Source organism: Streptomyces sp. TRM68367 (genome assembly GCF_014495685.1).
Classification (GTDB): domain Bacteria; phylum Actinomycetota; class Actinomycetes; order Streptomycetales; family Streptomycetaceae; genus Streptomyces.
The window spans coordinates 161,659-179,284 of sequence record NZ_JACTVI010000003.1 but is presented as its reverse complement, the minus strand read 5'-3'; the positions used below and the strand labels follow the sequence as shown (position 1 = coordinate 179,284).

The 17,626-nt window shown below is 69.2% G+C and carries 14 protein-coding genes and 1 pseudogene; 12 read left to right on the top strand and 3 right to left on the bottom strand.

All coding sequences use genetic code 11. The features are described from left to right. The first annotated feature begins 15 nt into the window (after positions 1 to 15). The 3 genes and pseudogenes from H8R17_RS03640 to H8R17_RS03630 all read left to right on the top strand — a co-directional run. Positions 16 to 1,551 carry an MFS transporter gene (locus H8R17_RS03640; protein ID WP_399476228.1) on the top strand — a complete coding sequence of 512 codons (1,536 nt, stop codon included), beginning with the start codon at positions 16 to 18 and terminating at the stop codon, positions 1,549 to 1,551. 257 nt (positions 1,552 to 1,808) lie between these two features. After that, on the top strand, positions 1,809 to 2,111 hold the full coding sequence (locus H8R17_RS03635; RefSeq protein ID WP_187821647.1) for a small hydrophobic protein: 303 nt from the start codon (positions 1,809 to 1,811) through the stop codon (positions 2,109 to 2,111). Positions 2,112 to 2,502: 391 nt separating this feature from the next. Further along, a pseudogene (locus H8R17_RS03630) lies at positions 2,503 to 2,784 on the top strand (transposase domain-containing protein); the annotation flags it as partial. A gap of 79 nt (positions 2,785 to 2,863) precedes the next feature. Here H8R17_RS03630 and aceE read toward each other — a convergent pair. After that, positions 2,864 to 5,608, bottom strand: a complete 2,745-nt coding sequence (gene aceE, locus H8R17_RS03625; protein ID WP_187821646.1) for a pyruvate dehydrogenase (acetyl-transferring), homodimeric type — start codon at positions 5,606 to 5,608, stop codon at positions 2,864 to 2,866. A gap of 410 nt (positions 5,609 to 6,018) precedes the next feature. On the opposite strand from aceE, the gene H8R17_RS03620 reads away from it, so the two are divergent. The 6 genes from H8R17_RS03620 to H8R17_RS03595 all read left to right on the top strand — a co-directional run bounded on the left by H8R17_RS03620 (position 6,019) and on the right by H8R17_RS03595 (position 10,664). Next, positions 6,019 to 6,456 (top strand): DUF3052 domain-containing protein, encoded by a 438-nt coding sequence (locus H8R17_RS03620; protein ID WP_187821645.1) that lies wholly within the window; start codon positions 6,019 to 6,021, stop codon positions 6,454 to 6,456. 107 nt (positions 6,457 to 6,563) lie between these two features. Beyond that, the gene (locus H8R17_RS03615) at positions 6,564 to 7,022 is read left to right on the top strand and encodes a peroxiredoxin (protein ID WP_187821644.1); all 459 of its coding nucleotides are present in this window, start codon (positions 6,564 to 6,566) and stop codon (positions 7,020 to 7,022) included. A gap of 132 nt (positions 7,023 to 7,154) precedes the next feature. Beyond that, positions 7,155 to 7,730: a TerD family protein gene (locus H8R17_RS03610; protein ID WP_187821643.1), complete on the top strand. Its 576-nt coding sequence runs from the start codon at positions 7,155 to 7,157 to the stop codon at positions 7,728 to 7,730. A 271-nt stretch (positions 7,731 to 8,001) separates the two neighbouring features. Continuing rightward, complete coding sequence (locus H8R17_RS03605) at positions 8,002 to 8,577, top strand: TerD family protein (protein ID WP_187821642.1); 576 nt, start codon at positions 8,002 to 8,004, stop codon at positions 8,575 to 8,577. A 49-nt stretch (positions 8,578 to 8,626) separates the two neighbouring features. Next, on the top strand, positions 8,627 to 9,775 hold the full coding sequence (locus H8R17_RS03600) for a DUF475 domain-containing protein (RefSeq protein WP_187821641.1): 1,149 nt from the start codon (positions 8,627 to 8,629) through the stop codon (positions 9,773 to 9,775). A gap of 151 nt (positions 9,776 to 9,926) precedes the next feature. Then, entirely contained in the window at positions 9,927 to 10,664 is a 738-nt protein-coding gene (locus tag H8R17_RS03595; RefSeq protein WP_187821640.1) for a Tellurium resistance, read from the top strand. 163 nt (positions 10,665 to 10,827) lie between these two features. On the opposite strand, the gene H8R17_RS03590 is transcribed toward H8R17_RS03595, so the two are convergent. After that, the gene (locus H8R17_RS03590) at positions 10,828 to 11,700 is read right to left on the bottom strand and encodes a TerD family protein (protein WP_187821639.1); all 873 of its coding nucleotides are present in this window, start codon (positions 11,698 to 11,700) and stop codon (positions 10,828 to 10,830) included. Positions 11,701 to 11,917: 217 nt separating this feature from the next. On the opposite strand from H8R17_RS03590, the gene H8R17_RS03585 reads away from it, so the two are divergent. The 3 genes from H8R17_RS03585 (at position 11,918) to H8R17_RS03575 (ending at position 16,689) form a co-directional block, all read left to right on the top strand. Further along, a complete protein-coding gene (locus H8R17_RS03585; RefSeq protein ID WP_187821638.1) occupies positions 11,918 to 13,081 on the top strand; it encodes an HpcH/HpaI aldolase/citrate lyase family protein in 1,164 nt (387 codons plus the stop codon). Between the two features lie 78 nt (positions 13,082 to 13,159). Continuing rightward, positions 13,160 to 15,877, top strand: coding sequence for a phosphoribosyltransferase (locus H8R17_RS03580; RefSeq protein ID WP_187821637.1), 2,718 nt, complete (start codon positions 13,160 to 13,162; stop codon positions 15,875 to 15,877). Next, positions 15,877 to 16,689: an HAD family hydrolase gene (locus H8R17_RS03575; RefSeq protein ID WP_187821636.1), complete on the top strand. Its 813-nt coding sequence runs from the start codon at positions 15,877 to 15,879 to the stop codon at positions 16,687 to 16,689. Before H8R17_RS03580 ends, H8R17_RS03575 begins: the two co-directional genes overlap by 1 nt. On the opposite strand, the gene H8R17_RS03570 is transcribed toward H8R17_RS03575, so the two are convergent. Further along, positions 16,607 to 17,584 (bottom strand): DedA family protein, encoded by a 978-nt coding sequence (locus H8R17_RS03570; RefSeq protein ID WP_399476205.1) that lies wholly within the window; start codon positions 17,582 to 17,584, stop codon positions 16,607 to 16,609. The two genes, H8R17_RS03575 and H8R17_RS03570, sit on opposite strands and share 83 nt — an antisense overlap. Between the last annotated feature and the right edge of the window lie 42 nt (positions 17,585 to 17,626).

Below are 17,626 nucleotides of genomic sequence, written 5' to 3'. Positions count from 1 at the left end.
ACGCCGGGCAAGGGGATGCGCGGGCACCCCTGGCTCACCCTGATAACCGTCGCAGTGGGGGTCATGATGGTGGCCCTCGACGGCACCATCGTGGCCATCGCCAATCCGGCCATCCAGAAGGACCTGGGCGCCACCTTCGCCGAGGTCCAGTGGATCACCAACGGATACTTCCTCGCCCTCGCGGTCTCCCTGATCACCGCGGGCAAGCTCGGTGACCGCTTCGGGCACCGGCAGACCTTCCTCATCGGCGTGGTCGGCTTCGCCGCCGCGTCGGGGGCGATCGGCCTGTCCAGCAGCATCGCGCTGGTCGTCACCTTCCGGGTGCTCCAGGGCCTGTTCGGCGCGCTGCTCATGCCGGCCGCGCTCGGCCTGCTGCGGGCCACCTTCCCGGCCGAGAAGCTGAACATGGCCATCGGCATCTGGGGCATGGTCATCGGTGCCTCCACCGCGGGCGGCCCGATCCTCGGCGGCGTCCTCGTCGAGCACGTCAACTGGCAGTCGGTGTTCTTCATCAACGTGCCGGTCGGCATCCTCGCCGTCGTCCTGGGCGTCATGATCCTGCTCGACCACCGCGCCGAGAACGCCCCGCGCTCCTTCGACCTCCTGGGTATCGCGCTGCTGTCCGCCGCGATGTTCTGCCTCCTCTGGGCGCTCATCAAGGCCCCTGAGTGGGGCTGGGGCGACGGCAAGACGTGGGCGTTCATCGTCGTCTCGGTCGCCGGCTTCGCGCTCTTCGCCCTCTGGGAGAAGAGGGTGAAGGAGCCGCTGATTCCGCTGGGCCTGTTCCGCTCGATCCCGCTCTCGGCGGGTGTCGTCCTGATGGTCCTGATGGCCATCGCCTTCATGGGCGGCCTGTTCTTCGTCACGTTCTACCTGCAGAACGTGCACGGCATGAGCCCGATCGACGCCGGTCTGCACCTGCTGCCGCTCACCGGCATGATGATCGTCGGCTCGCCGCTCGCGGGCGCGGTGATCACCAAGGTGGGTCCGCGGATTCCGCTGGCCGGGGGCATGGCGTGCACGGCGATCGCCATGTACGGCATGTCCACACTGGAGACGGACACCGGCAGTGGCGTCATGTCGCTGTGGTTCGCCCTGCTGGGCCTCGGCCTCGCGCCGGTCATGGTCGGCGCCACGGAGGTCATCGTCGGCAACGCGCCGATGGAGCTGTCGGGCGTCGCGGGCGGTCTCCAGCAGTCGGCGATGCAGATCGGCGGCAGCCTGGGTACGGCGGTGCTGGGTGCGGTGATGGCGTCCAAGGTCGACAGCGACCTGGCCGGCAACTGGGCGGACGCGGGGCTTCCGCCGCTGACGGCGGCGCAGGAGCATCAGGCGTCCGAGGCGGTGCAGGTGGGTGTCCCGCCGGTGGCGCCGGGGATGCCGGACGCGATCGCCGCGAAGGTCACGGACGTCGCGCACGACACGTTCATATCCGGCATGAGCATGGCGTCGCTGGTCGCGGCCGGGGTCGCCGTGGTGGCGGTGCTGGTCGCGTTCCTCACCAAGCGCGGCGCGAACGCCGAGGCGGGCGCGGGCGTCGGCCACATCTGACGGACTGTCAGCGGAGTTCGCTCATCAGGGTGACTCCGCTGACGTTCCCTCCCCTTCGGCGGGCGTCGCAGGTGTCAGTGGGTCATGTCTTCCGCAGGGCATGGAGGGCGACTGGGCTGTGGCGCGCTGCTGGAGGGGGCAGCGCGCAAGCAGCGCGTTCTTCTTCCGCGCGGGGATGATTGACCACTCGTACGGGGGTACTCGCCACGTGAACCCGGGACGAACCCGAACCGACCGAGGGGTTCAGGGAGTTGACGATGGCGGGCTTCGGACACGGAACGCGCAGGCACCCCCGCTCACGTGGCCGGACGTGGTCACGGACCGGGCCGGATCGCGCGACGCTCGGAGTCATCGGCGTCGTCTGTGCGGTCGCCGGCTTCTTCGTACTGGGCATCATCCTTGGCCCCGTCGCGATGATCTGCGGCTGGCTGGCCATGGGCCGCACCTGGTCGGCACGCCCCGTACCAGCGGTGATCGCCCTCACCCTGGGCGCCATCGACACCCTCGTCGCAGTCGTGTGGCTCTCCGGAGCCGCAACTCCCGGCAACGGCATGTTCTGACGGGAGACCAGTGAGGGACGGACCCCCGGAGGATGGACCGGGGGTCCGCCTGCGGTTTGTGTTGTATGCCTGCGGCGGCCTGTGCGGGTGGGGTGGGGGTGCGCGTAGCGCCTGCGGTGGGGTTGTGGGTCGGGGCCGCGCCGGGTGGTGTCCGTCCTCGGACCGGTGATGTGGTCGGCTACGGGGTTGCTGTTAGTTGACGCCTGCCGCTGCGGGCGGACACCCCCCGACACGTCCCCTTCCCGCTGTCGGCGACTGCGGGTGCGTGGGGGCACGCGCAGCCGCCGTAGCCGCCGGCACACGCAGCCGCCGTAGCCGCGGGCCGCCGCGCCGTCGTAGCCTGCGGGCATGCGTGCCTCCCCCAGTGCCTTAAGGGCAAGGCCGTGAAGTTATGGGCTGGGCCGGGGTGTCAATGTGGCTGCGATCTGCTGCTGACACAGGAAGCGGAGCCCCGGTAGAACTGGAACTGGCAGTCACGGTGACTGAAGGGGTGTTCGCTCCGGGGCACCTGGGTGAGTTGACCAGAATCGTTCCGTTCGAGTTGGTCGATGCCGTGCTTGCCGAGTGCTCAGCGGTTCAGCGGCGGCTGCGGAAGCTGCCCGCGCGGGTCGTGGTGTATCTCCTGCTGGCTGCCGCTTTGTTCGAGGACTGTGGCTACCTGGGGGTGTGGCGAAAGCTCACCGGTGAAGGGGTGGTGTGTTCGCGGGTACACCGTGAACACACCACCCCTGGGCCGCGCCGGGTGCGGTGCGCTACGCGTCGCCGCCCGCAGCCCCCGGATCGGCCGCCGAGGCGTCCAGCAACTGGTACCGGTCGATGGCCTGCTTCAGCACCGACCGGTCGACCTTCCCCTCCTTCGCCAACTCGGTCAGCACCGCCACCACGATCGACTGCGCGTCGATGTGGAAGAAGCGCCGGGCCGCACCACGGGTGTCGGCGAAGCCGAAACCGTCCGCGCCGAGGGACTGGTAGGTACCCGGAACCCACCGCGCGATCTGGTCCGGAACCGACCGCATCCAGTCGGAAACGGCCACGAACGGACCCTGCGCCCCGGACAGCTTCCGCGTCACCCACGGCACCCGCTGCTCCTCCTCGGGATGCAGCAGGTTGTGCTCCTCGCAGGCCACCGCCTCGCGCCGCAGCTCGTTCCAGGAGGTCGCCGACCACACGTCGGCCTTCACGTTCCACTCCTCGGCGAGGATCCGCTGCGCCTCGACCGCCCACGGCACCGCGACACCGGACGCCATGATCTGCGCCGGAATCGAGCCGGCCGAGCCCTCGCTGAGCCGGTACACGCCCTTGACGATGCCCTCGACGTCCACGCTCGTAGGCTCGGCCGGGTGCTGGATCGGCTCGTTGTAGACGGTGAGGTAGTAGAAGACGTCCTCGCCGTGCGGGTGCTCCTCGTCACCGCCGTACATCCGGCGCAGACCGTCCTCGACGATGTGCGCGATCTCGTACGCGTACGCCGGGTCGTAGGCCACACACGCCGGGTTCGTGGAGGCGAGCAGCTGCGAGTGGCCGTCCGCGTGCTGGAGGCCCTCACCGGTCAGCGTCGTACGGCCCGCGGTCGCACCCAGCACGAAACCGCGCGCCAGCTGGTCCGCCATCTGCCAGAACTGGTCGCCGGTGCGCTGGAAACCGAACATCGAGTAGAAGACGTACACCGGGATCAGCGGCTCGCCATGCGTCGCGTACGCCGAGCCCGCCGCGATCAGCGACGCCGTGCAGCCGGCCTCCGAGATGCCGTCGTGCAGCATCTGGCCGTTCGGCGACTCCTTGTAGGCGAGCAGCAGGTCGCGGTCCACCGCCTCGTACTGCTGGCCGAGCGGGTTGTAGATCTTCGCACTCGGGAAGAAGGAGTCCATGCCGAATGTGCGGTACTCGTCCGGCGCGATCAGTACGAAGCGGCGCCCGAGCTCCTTGTCCCGCATGAGGTCCTTGAGGAGTCGTACAAAGGCCATCGTCGTGGCGATGGACTGCTGGCCCGAGCCCTTCTTCACGGTCGCGTACGTCTTGTCGTCGGGCAGCGCCAGCGGCTTCGACCGTACGACGCGGGTCGGGACGTAACCGCCGAGCGACTTGCGGCGGTCGTGCATGTACTGGAGCTCCTCCGAGTCGCGGCCCGGGTGGTAGTACGGCGGCAGGCCGGACTCCAGGTCCTGGTCCGAGATCGGCAGGTGCAGACGGTCGCGGAAGCGCTTGAGGTCGTCGACCGTCAGCTTCTTCATCTGGTGCGTGGCGTTGCGGCCCTCGAAGTTCGGGCCGAGCGTCCAGCCCTTGATCGTCTTGGCCAGGATCACCGTCGGCTGGCCCTTGTGCGCGCGGGCCGCCGAGTACGCCGCGTAGATCTTCCGGTGGTCGTGACCGCCGCGGCCCAGGTGCAGGATCTGGTCGTCGGTCATGCCGTCGACCATCGCGCGCAGCCGGTGGTCGTCGCCGAAGAAGTGGTCGCGGATGTAGCCGCCGGTCTCCGTGGCGTACGTCTGGAACTGGCCGTCCGGCGTGGTGTTCATCCGGTTGACGAGCACGCCGTCGCGGTCCTGGGCGAGCAGCGGGTCCCAGGTGCGGTCCCACACCAGCTTGATGACGTTCCAGCCGGCGCCCCGGAAGACCGACTCCAGCTCCTGGATGATCTTGCCGTTGCCGCGCACCGGGCCGTCGAGGCGCTGCAGGTTGCAGTTGACGACGAAGGTCAGGTTGTCCAGGCCCTCGCGCGCGGCGAGTGTGAGCTGGCCCAGCGACTCCGGCTCGTCCATCTCGCCGTCGCCGAGGAACGCCCACACGTGCGACTTCGAGGTGTCCGCGATCCCGCGCGCGTGCATGTAGCGGTTCATCCGCGCCTGGTAGATCGCGCCGATCGGGCCGAGGCCCATCGACACCGTCGGGAACTCCCAGAAGCCCGGCATGGAGCGCGGGTGCGGGTACGACGACAGGCCGTGCGGCTTCGACTTCTCCTGCCGGAACCCGTCGAGGTGCTCCTCGCTGAGCCGGTCCAGCAGGTACGCGCGCGCGTAGATGCCCGGTGAGGCGTGTCCCTGGAAGAAGACCTGGTCGCCGCCGTCGCCCTCGTCCTTGCCGCGGAAGAAGTGGTTGAAGCCCACGTCGTAGAGGGAGGCGGAGGAGGCGAACGTGGCGATGTGGCCGCCGACGCCGATGCCCGGGCGCTGGGCCCTGGACACCATCACGGCGGCGTTCCAGCGGGTCGCGTTCAGGATCTTCCGCTCGATCTCCTCGTTGCCGGGGAAGAACGGCTCGTCCTTGGTGGCGATGGTGTTGACGTAGTCCGTGCTGCGCATCTCGGGCACGGCCACACGCTTCGCGCGGGCCCGCTCGATCAGCCGCAGCATCAGATAGCGCGCCCGCTCCCGGCCGCGCTCGTCCACAGCGGCGTCGAGCGAGTCGAGCCACTCCTGGGTCTCTTCGGGGTCGAAGTCAGGAACCTGACTCGGAAGGCCGCCAATGATGATCGGATTGCGATCGGATGCGGAAGCCACGCTGTTCCTTACCTGTCGTCAGGGCCATGGGAAGGCCGTTTTCGCTGGTTGCCGCTGCGCCTGCGCCGCTCCCCATCGTGTACCTCGGGGCGGCTCACGTCATCTCTACTGATGGGTAATCGTGACCCGCCGCAGCTCGATGGCGTGGCGGTCACCCCAGGAAGTCATGCGAGTCTCGTACCCGTAGACGGTTCCCAAACGCCCAAACGGGGCAGAAGGGTGTGGTGTACGTCACCTCGGGTCGGGATGGTGTGCCGGGAGTTGCGGTGACACCGCCAGGATCGTCACCGTTTCGGCGGTCTGAATCGCCGGGTACTTGCGCGATCCGCCCCGCCCGTGTGGACTACGGCCAATGCTTCGCGCACGCGCGTGGCTGAGATACTCATCAAGACATGATCAGGAGGCAACCCGTGAGCGCGACCGCGGACCACGCGGAGGAGCGGACGAACCCTGCCGCCAGGCTGGGGTTCCAGCCCGGGCAGGTGGTCCAGGAGATCGGCTACGACGACGACGTGGACCAGGAACTCCGCAAGGCCATCGAGAACGCCGTCGAGGGCGAGCTGATGGACGAGGAATACGACGACGTGGCCGACGCCGTTGTGCTGTGGTTCCGTGACGACGACGGCGACCTGACGGATGCGCTGGTGGATGCCACCACGTACATCGAGGAGGGCGGCGCGATCCTGCTCCTCACGCCGAAGACCGGGCGATCGGGATACGTGGAACCGAGCGACATCTCGGAGGCCGCGACGACGGCGGGGCTGACGGCGTCCAAGAGCGTCAGCGTGGGCAAGGACTGGAGCGGCAGCCGGCTGGCGACGCCCAAGGCCGCCAAGTCCAAGCGTTAGCCGCAGGGCCGGGGCGGGCCGGTGTAGTCGGCCCGCCCTCTGGCCTGTGATGATCCCTGCGTAGGGTGTTCCCACCCGAACAGCCCACCGAAGGGACATTCACGACCATGGCGATCCAGGTCGGCGACAAGGCCCCCGACTTCGAGCTCAAGGACAACCACGGCGCGACTGTGAAGCTGTCCGACTTCCGCGGTCACAAGAACGTCGTGCTGCTCTTCTACCCCTTCGCCTTCACCGGCGTGTGCACCGGCGAGCTGTGCGAGCTGCGCGACAACCTGCCGAAGTTCTCCGACCGTGACACCCAGGTGCTCGCCGTCTCCAACGACTCCATCCACACCCTGCGCGTCTTCGCCGAGCAGGAGGGCCTGGAGTACCCGCTGCTGTCGGACTTCTGGCCGCACGGCAACGTCTCGCGCGCGTACGGCGTCTTCGACGAGGACAAGGGTTGCGCCGTGCGCGGGACCTTCATCCTCGACAAGGAGGGCGTCGTGCGATGGACCGTGATCAACGGCCTGCCGGACGCGCGTGACCTGAACGAGTACGTGAAGGCGCTCGACACCCTGTGACCGAGGCCGACACCCGGTGATTCTTCGGCTCCAGGGCCTGCGAGAGGCGGGAACCCGTCACTAGGATCGACTCGTTGATCCGACATCCGAGCACGGAGGGGCATCCCGCCCCTGGACACCAATGGAGGACTCGTGGGAGTCAGCCTCAGCAAGGGCGGCAACGTTTCGCTTTCCAAGGAGGCGCCGGGTCTGACCGCGGTCATCGTCGGTCTGGGGTGGGACGTCCGCACCACGACCGGTACCGACTTCGACCTGGACGCCAGCGCGCTGCTGCTGAACAACGCGGGCAAGGTCACCAGCGACCAGTACTTCGTCTTCTTCAACAACCTCAAGAGCCCGGACGGCTCGGTGGAGCACACCGGCGACAACCTCACCGGTGAGGGCGAGGGCGACGACGAGCAGATCAAGGTCAACCTGGCGGGCGTCCCGGCCGACGTCGAGAAGATCGTCTTCCCGGTCTCGATCTACGACGCCGAGAACCGCCAGCAGTCCTTCGGCCAGGTGCGCAACGCGTTCATCCGCGTCGTGAACCAGGCCGGCGGCGCCGAGATCGCCCGCTACGACCTCAGCGAGGACGCCTCCACCGAGACCGCCATGGTCTTCGGCGAGCTGTACCGGCACGGCGCGGAGTGGAAGTTCCGCGCCATCGGCCAGGGCTACGCCTCGGGCCTGCGCGGCATCGCGCAGGACTTCGGCGTGAACGTCTGAGCCATCTGAAAGTCTCCTGTCCGGCGCCGCACGGTTTACGTGCGGCGCCGGACGTGCAGGACAGCCAGAGAGAGGCATCACCGGGTCTGTCTTCCGGGAACAGCCAAACTCCGGGAGGCGGACCCGGCAAACGCCGGTGAGCGGGATCTGGTGCGTGCAGCTGCAAGGCGGGGCGTCGGCGACCGACGGCAACGCGGGCAGATGCGCGTGCCAGGCCCCGCGGCCCCGGGGTGATCCGAAAAGACAGACCCTAAGGGGAGGGACCAGCATCATGGGCGTCACGCTCGCCAAGGGAGGCAATGTCTCCCTGTCCAAGGCCGCACCGAACCTCACCCAGGTGATGATCGGTCTCGGCTGGGACGCACGCTCCACCACCGGAGCCCCCTTCGACCTCGACGCCAGCGCACTGATGTGCAACAGCGGTCGCGTGCTCGGGGACGAGTGGTTCATCTTCTACAACCAGCTCAAGAGCCCGGACGGCTCGGTGGAGCACACCGGCGACAACCTCACCGGTGAGGGCGACGGCGACGACGAGTCGGTCCTGATCGACCTCTCCAAGGTGCCTGCCCAGTGCGACAAGATCGTCTTTCCGGTCTCGATCCACATGGCCGACGAGCGCGGCCAGACCTTCGGCCAGGTCAGCAACGCCTTCATTCGCGTGGTCAACCAGGCCGACGGCCAGGAACTCGCCCGCTACGACCTCAGCGAGGACGCCTCCACGGAAACAGCGATGATCTTCGGAGAGGTGTACCGCTACCAGAGCGAGTGGAAGTTCCGTGCAGTGGGCCAGGGGTACGCGTCAGGGCTGCGGGGCATCGCTCTAGACTTCGGAGTCAACGTTTCGTAAAGCCGAGTACGGCGCGGGGGAGACCCGTATACAAGGGATTGGGTAGCCAGTGGTTCTGAAAACCTTTGGGTGGTCGTTCGCGGTCACCGCGCTCGGCCTGGTCGCAGCGGTCCTCTTCGGGGGGTGGACCGCGTTCGGTGTTGTGGCGATCCTCTCCATCCTTGAGATCTCGCTGTCCTTCGACAACGCGGTGGTCAACGCCGGAATCCTGAAGAAGATGAATGCCTTCTGGCAGAAGATCTTCCTCACCATCGGCATTCTGATCGCTGTCTTCGGGATGCGGCTGGTCTTCCCCGTCGTGATCGTCGCCATCAGCGCACAGCTGGGCCCGATCCAGGCGGTCGACCTCGCGCTCAGCGACAAGGACCGCTACCAGGAACTGGTGACCGACGCCCACCCGTCGATCGCCGCCTTCGGCGGCATGTTCCTGCTGATGATCTTCCTGGACTTCATCTTCGAGGACCGGGACATCAAGTGGCTCGGGTGGCTGGAGCGCCCGCTGGCCAAGCTCGGCAAGATCGACATGCTGTCGGTCTGCATCGCCCTGATCGTGCTACTCATCTCCTCGATGACCTTCGCGGCCAACGCCCACCAGCACGGCGGCACACACGTCGACAAGGCGGATACAGTCCTCCTCTCCGGCATCGCCGGCCTGATCACCTACATGATCGTGGGCGGTCTCTCCGGCTACTTCGAGGACAAGCTCGAAGAGGAGGAGGAACGCGAGCACGAGGAGGAAGAACAGGCCGAGCGAGCCGGCAAGCCCCGCTCCGCGGTCGCCCTGGCCGGCAAGGCCGCGTTCTTCATGTTCCTCTACCTCGAGGTCCTGGACGCGTCGTTCTCCTTCGACGGCGTGATCGGCGCCTTCGCCATCACCAACGACATCGTGCTGATGGCCCTCGGCCTCGGCATCGGCGCCATGTACGTCCGGTCGCTCACGGTCTACCTGGTCCGCCAGGGCACCCTCGACGACTACGTCTACCTGGAGCACGGCGCGCACTACGCGATCGGCGCGCTCGCCGTGATCCTGCTCGTCACCATCCAGTACCAGATCAGCGAGTTCATCACCGGCCTCGTCGGTGTCTTCCTGATCGGCTGGTCCTTCTGGTCCTCCGTGCGCCGCAACCGGGCGCTTGCGGCGGACGAGGGAAAAACGCAGGGCTCGGACGACAAGGCTGAGGTGTCGTCCGGGGTGTGACAACCCTTCGGGTGCGGGAACGCTCTGTGCGGGGCGGCGTCGAGGACGACTCCTCGGTGCCGCCCCGCGGGTCGTCCAAGGGCCGTGAAACCCTGGCGGCCTGCGAGTCCGCGCAGTCGTCAGCAGTTCTCCAGTGACACGTGGGGTGGGAATGGGTTTCTTCGACGGGCTGTGGCGCGGCCGTGAGTTGGACTTCGACTCGGGCAGCGCGGCCACCAACGCCATCGAACTGACCAAACGGCACAGCCAGGTCTCCCTCACCAAACAGGGTGCGGCCACCGGGCATCTGCGCATCAACCTGGCCTGGCGGATGCGGACGTCCGACTTCGGCGGATCGCAGCGGGATAGTCTGCTGCGGCACCCGCTCAGGGCGCTCAAGCCGCCGGAGGTCCTCGGCCACAGCCAGAGCATGGTGAACGTCGACCTGGACCTGGGGTGCCTCTACGAGCTCCAGGACGGCACCAAGGGCGTCGTCCAGCCGCTCGGCGGCTACCTCGGCGACGTCAACGGCGCGCCGTACGTCAAGCTCAGCGGCGACGACCGGTTCGGCTCGGCGTCGGGCGAGACGATGTACGTCAACCTCGACCACCGCGAGAACATCAAACGCATGCTGGTCTTCGTCTACATCTACGACCAGACCCCCGCGTTCGACCGCGCCCACGCGATCGTCACGCTGTACCCCAGTAACGGCCCCCGCATCGAGATAGGCCTCGACGAACGCCACCCCCAGGCACGTTCCTGCGCAGTGGTAATGATCGAAAACGTGAAGGACGAAATCCTGGTCCGCCGCGAGGTCAAGTTCGTCTACGGCTTCCAGGCAGAACTGGACCGCCTCTACGGCTGGGGCCTCCAGTGGGGCAGGGGCTACAAGACAAAGGCGGAACGCTGAACGGCTGAGCGACGCGCGGGGCGACCGACTGCGATACGCCCCCCATCCGCTGCCAGCCACAACGCCGGGCGCCGGCAAGCGCGGCCCGGCTGCGCGATCAATCACCCGCGCCTTGTTACGCAGGGCTCCCTCACTCACCCCCCGCAAGGTCACCGTCCCTTCGCTAGCGACCTATGAACTGCGGCCCCTGCGGCGGCAGCCGGAAGTCGGGGTCCGGGATCGCGGCGACCGGCGGCGGGTAGCCGTACCCGGACTGCGCGGCGTTGACCGCAGTGGCCGGCGTTGGGTTCGGCGCCTGCGGATAACCGTACGCAGGCTCACCGGCCGGCTGCGGAAAGCCGTACGCCGACTGCGCGGGAACCCCCGTCGGCTGCTCCGGCGGCAGCGGACGCGACACCTCGGGCGCAGGCTGCGCCTGGCCGGACGCCTGCACCTGCCCGGCAACCTGGGTCGATGCGTCCGGCTGGCCCGCCGCCGGATCCTCCGCCGCCTCCGACTCGTCCACCGAGATGCCGTAATCCACCGCGAGGCCCTTGAGCCCGTCCGAGTAGCCCTCGCCCAGCGCCCGGAACTTCCACCCCTCCCCGCGCCGGTACAGCTCACCGCAGATCAGCGCCGTCTCCTGCCCCGTCTCCGGCTTGATGTCGAAGGATGCCAGCGCCTCACCGTCCGCGGCCGCGGCGTCGTACAGCAGAATGCTCAGCGCCGGCACCCGCTCGAACGGCACATCGTCCGCCGACGCGACCAGCAGAATGCGGCTGACACCGGACTCGACACCGGCAAGATCTGTCTGGATCGTGTCGGTCGGGCCCTCGGCAGCCCGCTTCTTGCCGAGCCGCGACACCTTCCCGGAGGGGTGCCGGGGCTGGTTGTAGAAGACGAAGTCCTCGTCGGAGCGCACACGACCATCGGGGCCGAGGAGCAGCGCAGAGGCGTCGACCTCCGGAATCCCCTGCCCGGGCGTCCAGCGCAGCACGGCGCGTACCGTGGTGACATTCAGCGGGACGTTCGACCCCTTCAGCATCGCGTGCGTCATGCGGTCATCCTGCCCTCTCAGTCCTGGTCACGACAACGCGGGGCCGGGGTTCCGGACCGCGTTCACGGCCGTCGCGCGATGCTGTCCGCAATGGCTGTGTTTGCCTGCGTTACCTGAAATTCATGCCCGACGGGAACCCCAGACATGGATCCCTACGTACTATTACCGGTCACCTTCGAACAGCTCACAGGTCGCCCAGACACCACGGGGGAGTCTTATGCGTCACTTCGGGCACATTGCTCCTGAGGCGCGGAAGCGTCTGTTTCACCAAGAGCCGTGCGAGTTCACTCCGGACTCCCCGGCCCGGCTGCTCTCCGCGGCCCTGGGCGCCACGCTCTACAGCCCCGCCACCCGCCCCCGGCTCGCCGACGACGCCATCACGCAGGCAGGACGCGGCGTGGTCTCGATGGTGCTGTGTCTGGAGGATTCGATCGACGACGCGGAGGTCGGCGCGGCCGAGGAGAACCTCGTCCGGCAGTTCTCCGACCTCGACGGGCGCCCCGGGGACCTGCCGCTGCTGTTCATCCGGGTCCGCATCCCCGAACAGATCCCCGACCTGGTACGACGCCTTGGCCCCACCGCCCGGCTGCTGTCCGGATTCGTGCTGCCCAAGTTCACCGAGGAGCGCGGTATCCCCTTCCTGGAGTCCGTCGCCGCCACCGAGGCCGACAGCGGCCGCCGGCTGTTCGCCATGCCGGTGCTGGAGTCGCCGGAGCTGCTGTACCGGGAGTCGCGCGTGGAGACCCTGGAGGGCATCTTCCGCGCGGTCGACAAGTACCGCGACCGCGTGCTCGCGCTGCGCCTCGGCGTGACCGACTTCTGTTCCTCGTACGGCCTGCGCCGGGCCCCCGACATGACGGCGTACGACGTGCAGATCGTCGCCTCCGTCATCGCAGACGTGGTGAACATGCTGGGGCGGGCCGACGGCACCGGCTTCACCGTGACCGGGCCGGTGTGGGAGTACTTCCGGGTCCAGGAGCGCATGTTCAAACCGCAGCTGCGGCAGAGCCCCTTCCTGCAGGTGCAGGCCGTAGAACTGCGCAAGAGACTGATTGAGCACGCCATGGACGGGCTGCTGCGGGAGATCTCCCTGGACCATGCCAACGGCCTGCTGGGCAAGACCTGCATCCACCCCTCGCACGTGCTCCCGGTGCACGCCCTGTCGGTTGTCAGCCACGAGGAGTTCAGCGACGCCCAGGACATCCTCAAGCCCGAACGCTGCGGCGGGGGCGTGGTGAGGTCGGCGTACACGAACAAGATGAACGAGGTGAAGCCGCACCGCGCCTGGGCCGAGCGGACCCTGCTGCGCGCCGAGGCCTTCGGCGTGGCGAACGAGGACATCGGCTTCGTGGAGCTGCTCGCCGCCGGCCTGTCCGACTGACCCCGGCGAATCCCGGCCCGGAGCGCGCGCGGAGCGCGGAGAATGCTTCGCAAGGACTTTCTTCGACCCAAGGAATGCATGGACGTGAACAAGGAGGTGCACGACGACGTGCGGACGGGGGTACAGACTGGTGCATCCGACGACCGCGTGTGGTCCGGTGAGTGGGTCGCCGAGCGGCTCGGCGTCGAACTCGTCGGTGACGACATGCTGACCGGGCTGCTGGGGCTCGCGCTGCGCCGCAACCCCAAGCGGGCCCACCTGCTGGTCTCGAACGTGCTCGGCAAGCACGTCCCGCAGTCGCCCTCCGTCGTCTACGGCCATGGCTTCGCCCTCGGCCGCCGCGTGCGCGACCTGCTGGACGACCGCCAGGCCCGTCAAGCGGTCGTCCTCGGCTACGCGGAGACCGCCACCGGTCTCGGTCACTCCGTCTGCGACGGCCTCGGCCTCGCCCCCTACCTGCACTCCACCCGCCGCCCGGTCCCCGGCGTCGCCCAGGCCGGCGGTTTCGAGGAGTCCCACTCCCACGCCACCTCCCACCTGCTGCTCCCGGAGAACCCGGCGCTGCTGACCGGCGACGGCCCGCTGGTCCTGGTCGACGACGAGTTCTCCACCGGCAACACCGTCCTGAACACCATCCGCGACCTGCACGCACGCTATCCCCGCCGGCGATACGTCGTGGTCGCGCTGGTCGACATGCGCTCGGCGGCCGACGCTGACCGCCTGGCGGACTTCGCCCGCGAGATCGACGCCCGCGTCGACCTGGTCACGGCCGCCTCGGGCACGGTCAGACTGCCGGAAGGCGTCCTGGAGAAGGGCCAGGCACTGGTGGCCCGCCACGAGGCCGAGACCACGCTGGCTGCCGACACCGGTGCGTCGGCTGCGCTTCCCGAAGGCGGTGCGGCGGCTGCGGTTGCCGACAGGGGCGCGGCGGCGGGTACCGATGGCGGTGTGACGGATGCAGTTGCCGAAGACTCCGGCACCGTGCCGCCCGACGACTCCTGGGCCGTTTCCCCCGACAGCGCGACCCTGCCGGCCGTCCCCGCCGAGCAGCCGACCGGCCGTGTCACCCGTGTCGATCTGCGCTGGCCCCGCGGGCTGCCCGACGGCGGGCGGCACGGGTTCACCCCCGCGCACCGGGCCCGGCTGGAGGGTGCCCTGCCCGCCATGGCCGCCCGGCTCGCCGAAGCGCTGCCCGCACGTGCCCGGCGCGTGCTCGTGCTCGGCTTCGAGGAGCTGATGTACGCGCCCCTCAGACTCGCCCGCGAGCTGGAGCAGGTCGTCTCCGCCGAGGTGCGCTACTCCACCACCACCCGCTCGCCCGTCCTCGCGGTCGACGATCCCGGCTACGCGATACGCACCCGCCTGGTCTTCCCCGCCCACGACGACCCGGCCGACGGCGCCGGCGAGCGCTACGCCTACAACGTCGCGGGCCAGGGCTTCGACGCCGTCGTCGCCGTGGTCGACTCGGCCGCCGACACCCCCGCCCTGCACGCGCCCGACGGCCTGCTCGCCCAGCTCACCGCCCACACCCCGCACGTCCTGCTCGCGGTCGTACCGTCGTACGCGCCCGAGCCCCCGCGCGTCCCCGCCGAAAGGCCCGCCATGCTGCCCGAGCCCCTCCGCGGCCCCGCCTTCTCCTCGTACGCGCCCGAGGAGGTCGGCTGGCTGCTCCAGGACCTCTCGGACGTGACGCTGGAGGCGCCGACCGAGGAGCGGGAGGAGGCGATCCAGGGCGGCGGCGCGCACTACGCCGAGTCCCTGCCCGTGGAGTACCAGCCGACCGAGCAGTACCAGGAACTGTTCCACAGCGCGCTGGAAGCCTCGGCCGCGCGCCTGGCCCAGGCGGTCGGCGTGGTCACCGAGACGGTCCTCACCGAGTTCCCCCACTCTCGACTTCGCTCGAGCGGGGGGACCCCCAACCCGCGCCCGGTCCTGGTCTCGCTGGCCCGCGCCGGCACCCCTGTAGGCATCCTGATGCGCCGCTGGGCCCAGTACCGCCACGGCCTCGACCTGCCGCACTACGCCGTCTCCATCGTCCGCGGCCGCGGCATCGACGTCAACGCGCTGCGCTGGCTGACCGACCGGTACGACCCCGCCGAGATCGTCTTCGTCGACGGCTGGACCGGCAAGGGCGCCATCACCCGCGAACTCGCCCAGGCCGTGGAGGACTTCGAGAAGTCCCACGGCAGCACCGGCTTCGATCCGGAGATCGCGGTGCTGGCCGACCCCGGCTCGTGCGTCCGCACGTACGGCACCCGCGAGGACTTCCTCATCCCCTCCGCCTGCCTCAACTCCACGGTGTCCGGCCTCATCTCGCGCACGGTGCTGCGCGCCGACCTGGTCGGCCCGCACGACTACCACGGCGCGAAGTTCTACCGCGAACTCGCCGGCGCCGACGTCTCGGTGGCCTTCCTCGACGCGGTGTCCGCACGCTTTTCGGAGGTCGCGGACGCGGCGGACGCCCAGGCCAAGGAACTGCTCTGCGCCGACCGCACCCCGACCTGGGAGGGCTGGGCGGCCGTCGAGCGCATCAGCGAGGAGTACGGCATCCAGGACGTCAACCTCGTCAAGCCCGGCGTCGGTGAGACCACCCGGGTGATGCTGCGCCGCGTGCCGTGGAAGGTGCTGGCCCGGTCCGGCGCGGGCCGCGACCTCGACCACGTCCGCCTGCTGGCCGAGCAGCGGGGCGTCCCGGTCGAGGAGGTCGCCGACCTGCCGTACACCTGCGTCGGACTCATCCACCCCAAGTACACGCGGGGCGCGACCGGCGCCGACGGCAAGGCGGTGACGGTCTGATGCCCGTACTCGTCGCGAGCGACCTCGATCGCACACTGATCTACTCCTCTGCTGCCCTGGCACTGACCATGCCGGACGCCCGCGCGCCCCGGCTGTTGTGCGTGGAGGTCCACGAGAACAAGCCGCTGTCGTACATGACGGAGACGGCGGCCCAGCTCCTCGCCGACCTTGGTGACACGGCGGTGTTCGTGCCGGCCACGACCCGCACCCGCAAGCAGTACCAGCGCATCAACCTGCCGGGCCCCGCGCCGGCGTACGCGATCTGCGCCAACGGCGGGCACCTCCTGGTCGACGGCGTCTGCGACCCCGACTGGCACGCGCAGGTGACCGCACGCCTCGCCGACGAGTGCGCGCCGCTGGACGATGTGCGAGAGCACCTGATGGCTACCGCCGACCCGGTGTGGGTGCGCAAGCACCGGATCGCCGAGGACCTCTTCGCCTACCTCGTCGTCGAGCGGGAACTGCTGCCCGAGGACTGGGTGAAGGAACTCGCGGTGTGGGCGGAGAATTGCGGCTGGACGGTGTCCCTCCAGGGCCGCAAGCTCTACGCCGTGCCCAAGCCGCTCACCAAGAGCGCGGCGCTGCGCGAGGTCGCCCGCCGCACCGGCGCCGACCTCACCCTCGCCGCCGGTGACTCCCTCCTTGACGCCGACCTGCTGCTCGCGGCGGACCGGGGCTGGCGCCCCGGCCACGGCGAGCTCGCCGACGCCGGCTGGACGGCCCCCACGATCAGCGCGCTTCCCGAGCGGGGTGCGCTGGCCGGTGAGCGGATCCTGCGGGAGCTCCTGCGGACGGTCCACTCGCCCCACTGACGCCGGTCCCGTACGGCCCGTCGGCCTGGCTCCCTGAGCCCGGGCCGACGGGCGACCCGGCACCGGAGCGGAGTGCTTCGGCCGCGTCGGAGGGGCCGGCCTGGCCGACCGGGCGTATGCCCTCATGACTGTCCTCAGAACGCGAGTGCTCGCGACCCCGCCTGCGCCGTCCGTCGCCCGGCCGCAGCATCCGCAGGACGATGAACACCAGCGCCGTCAGCGCGGCCACGGCGAGGACCACCTTGGAGTAGGTGGAGACGATCCGTGTCACCTCGGGCCACTTGTCGCCCAACGCGTGGCCCGCCAGGACGAACACGGTGTTCCAGATGGCGCTGCCCAGCGTGGTCAGGCCCAGGAACACGGGCAGACGCATACGCTCGACGCCCGCCGGCACCGATATCAGGCTGCGGAAGAACGGGATCATCCGGCCGAAGAACACCGCCTTGGTGCCGTGCCGGAGGAACCACGCCTCCGTCTTCTCGATGTCCGCCACCTTCACCAGCGGCAGCCGGGCAGCGATCGCCACTGTCCGGTCCCGGCCGAGCAGCGCACCGACCCCGTAGAGCGCGAGCGCCCCGATCACCGAGCCGGCGGTAGTCCACAGCAGGACGGCGAGCAGGCTCATCTTGCCCGCGCTCGTGGCGAATCCGGCGAGGGGCAGGATCACCTCGCTCGGGATGGGAGGCAACAGGTTCTCCAGCGCGACGGCGAGGCCGGCGCCCGGAGCGCCCCAGGAATCCATGAGCCCGCTGACCCACTCCGGCGCGCCGGCGCCCCCGGCCGCGAGCGGTATCCCCGCCGTCACGGCCGTCGAGTGCGCGGCGACCGCGTCCGCGGCGATTGTGCCCGCTGTCGTCGTGTACTCGCTGAGCGCCTGCGCTGCGATGGCTGTCATGCCGACAACGCTAGAAAATCGCAGCTGAAGAAACCCTGAGGA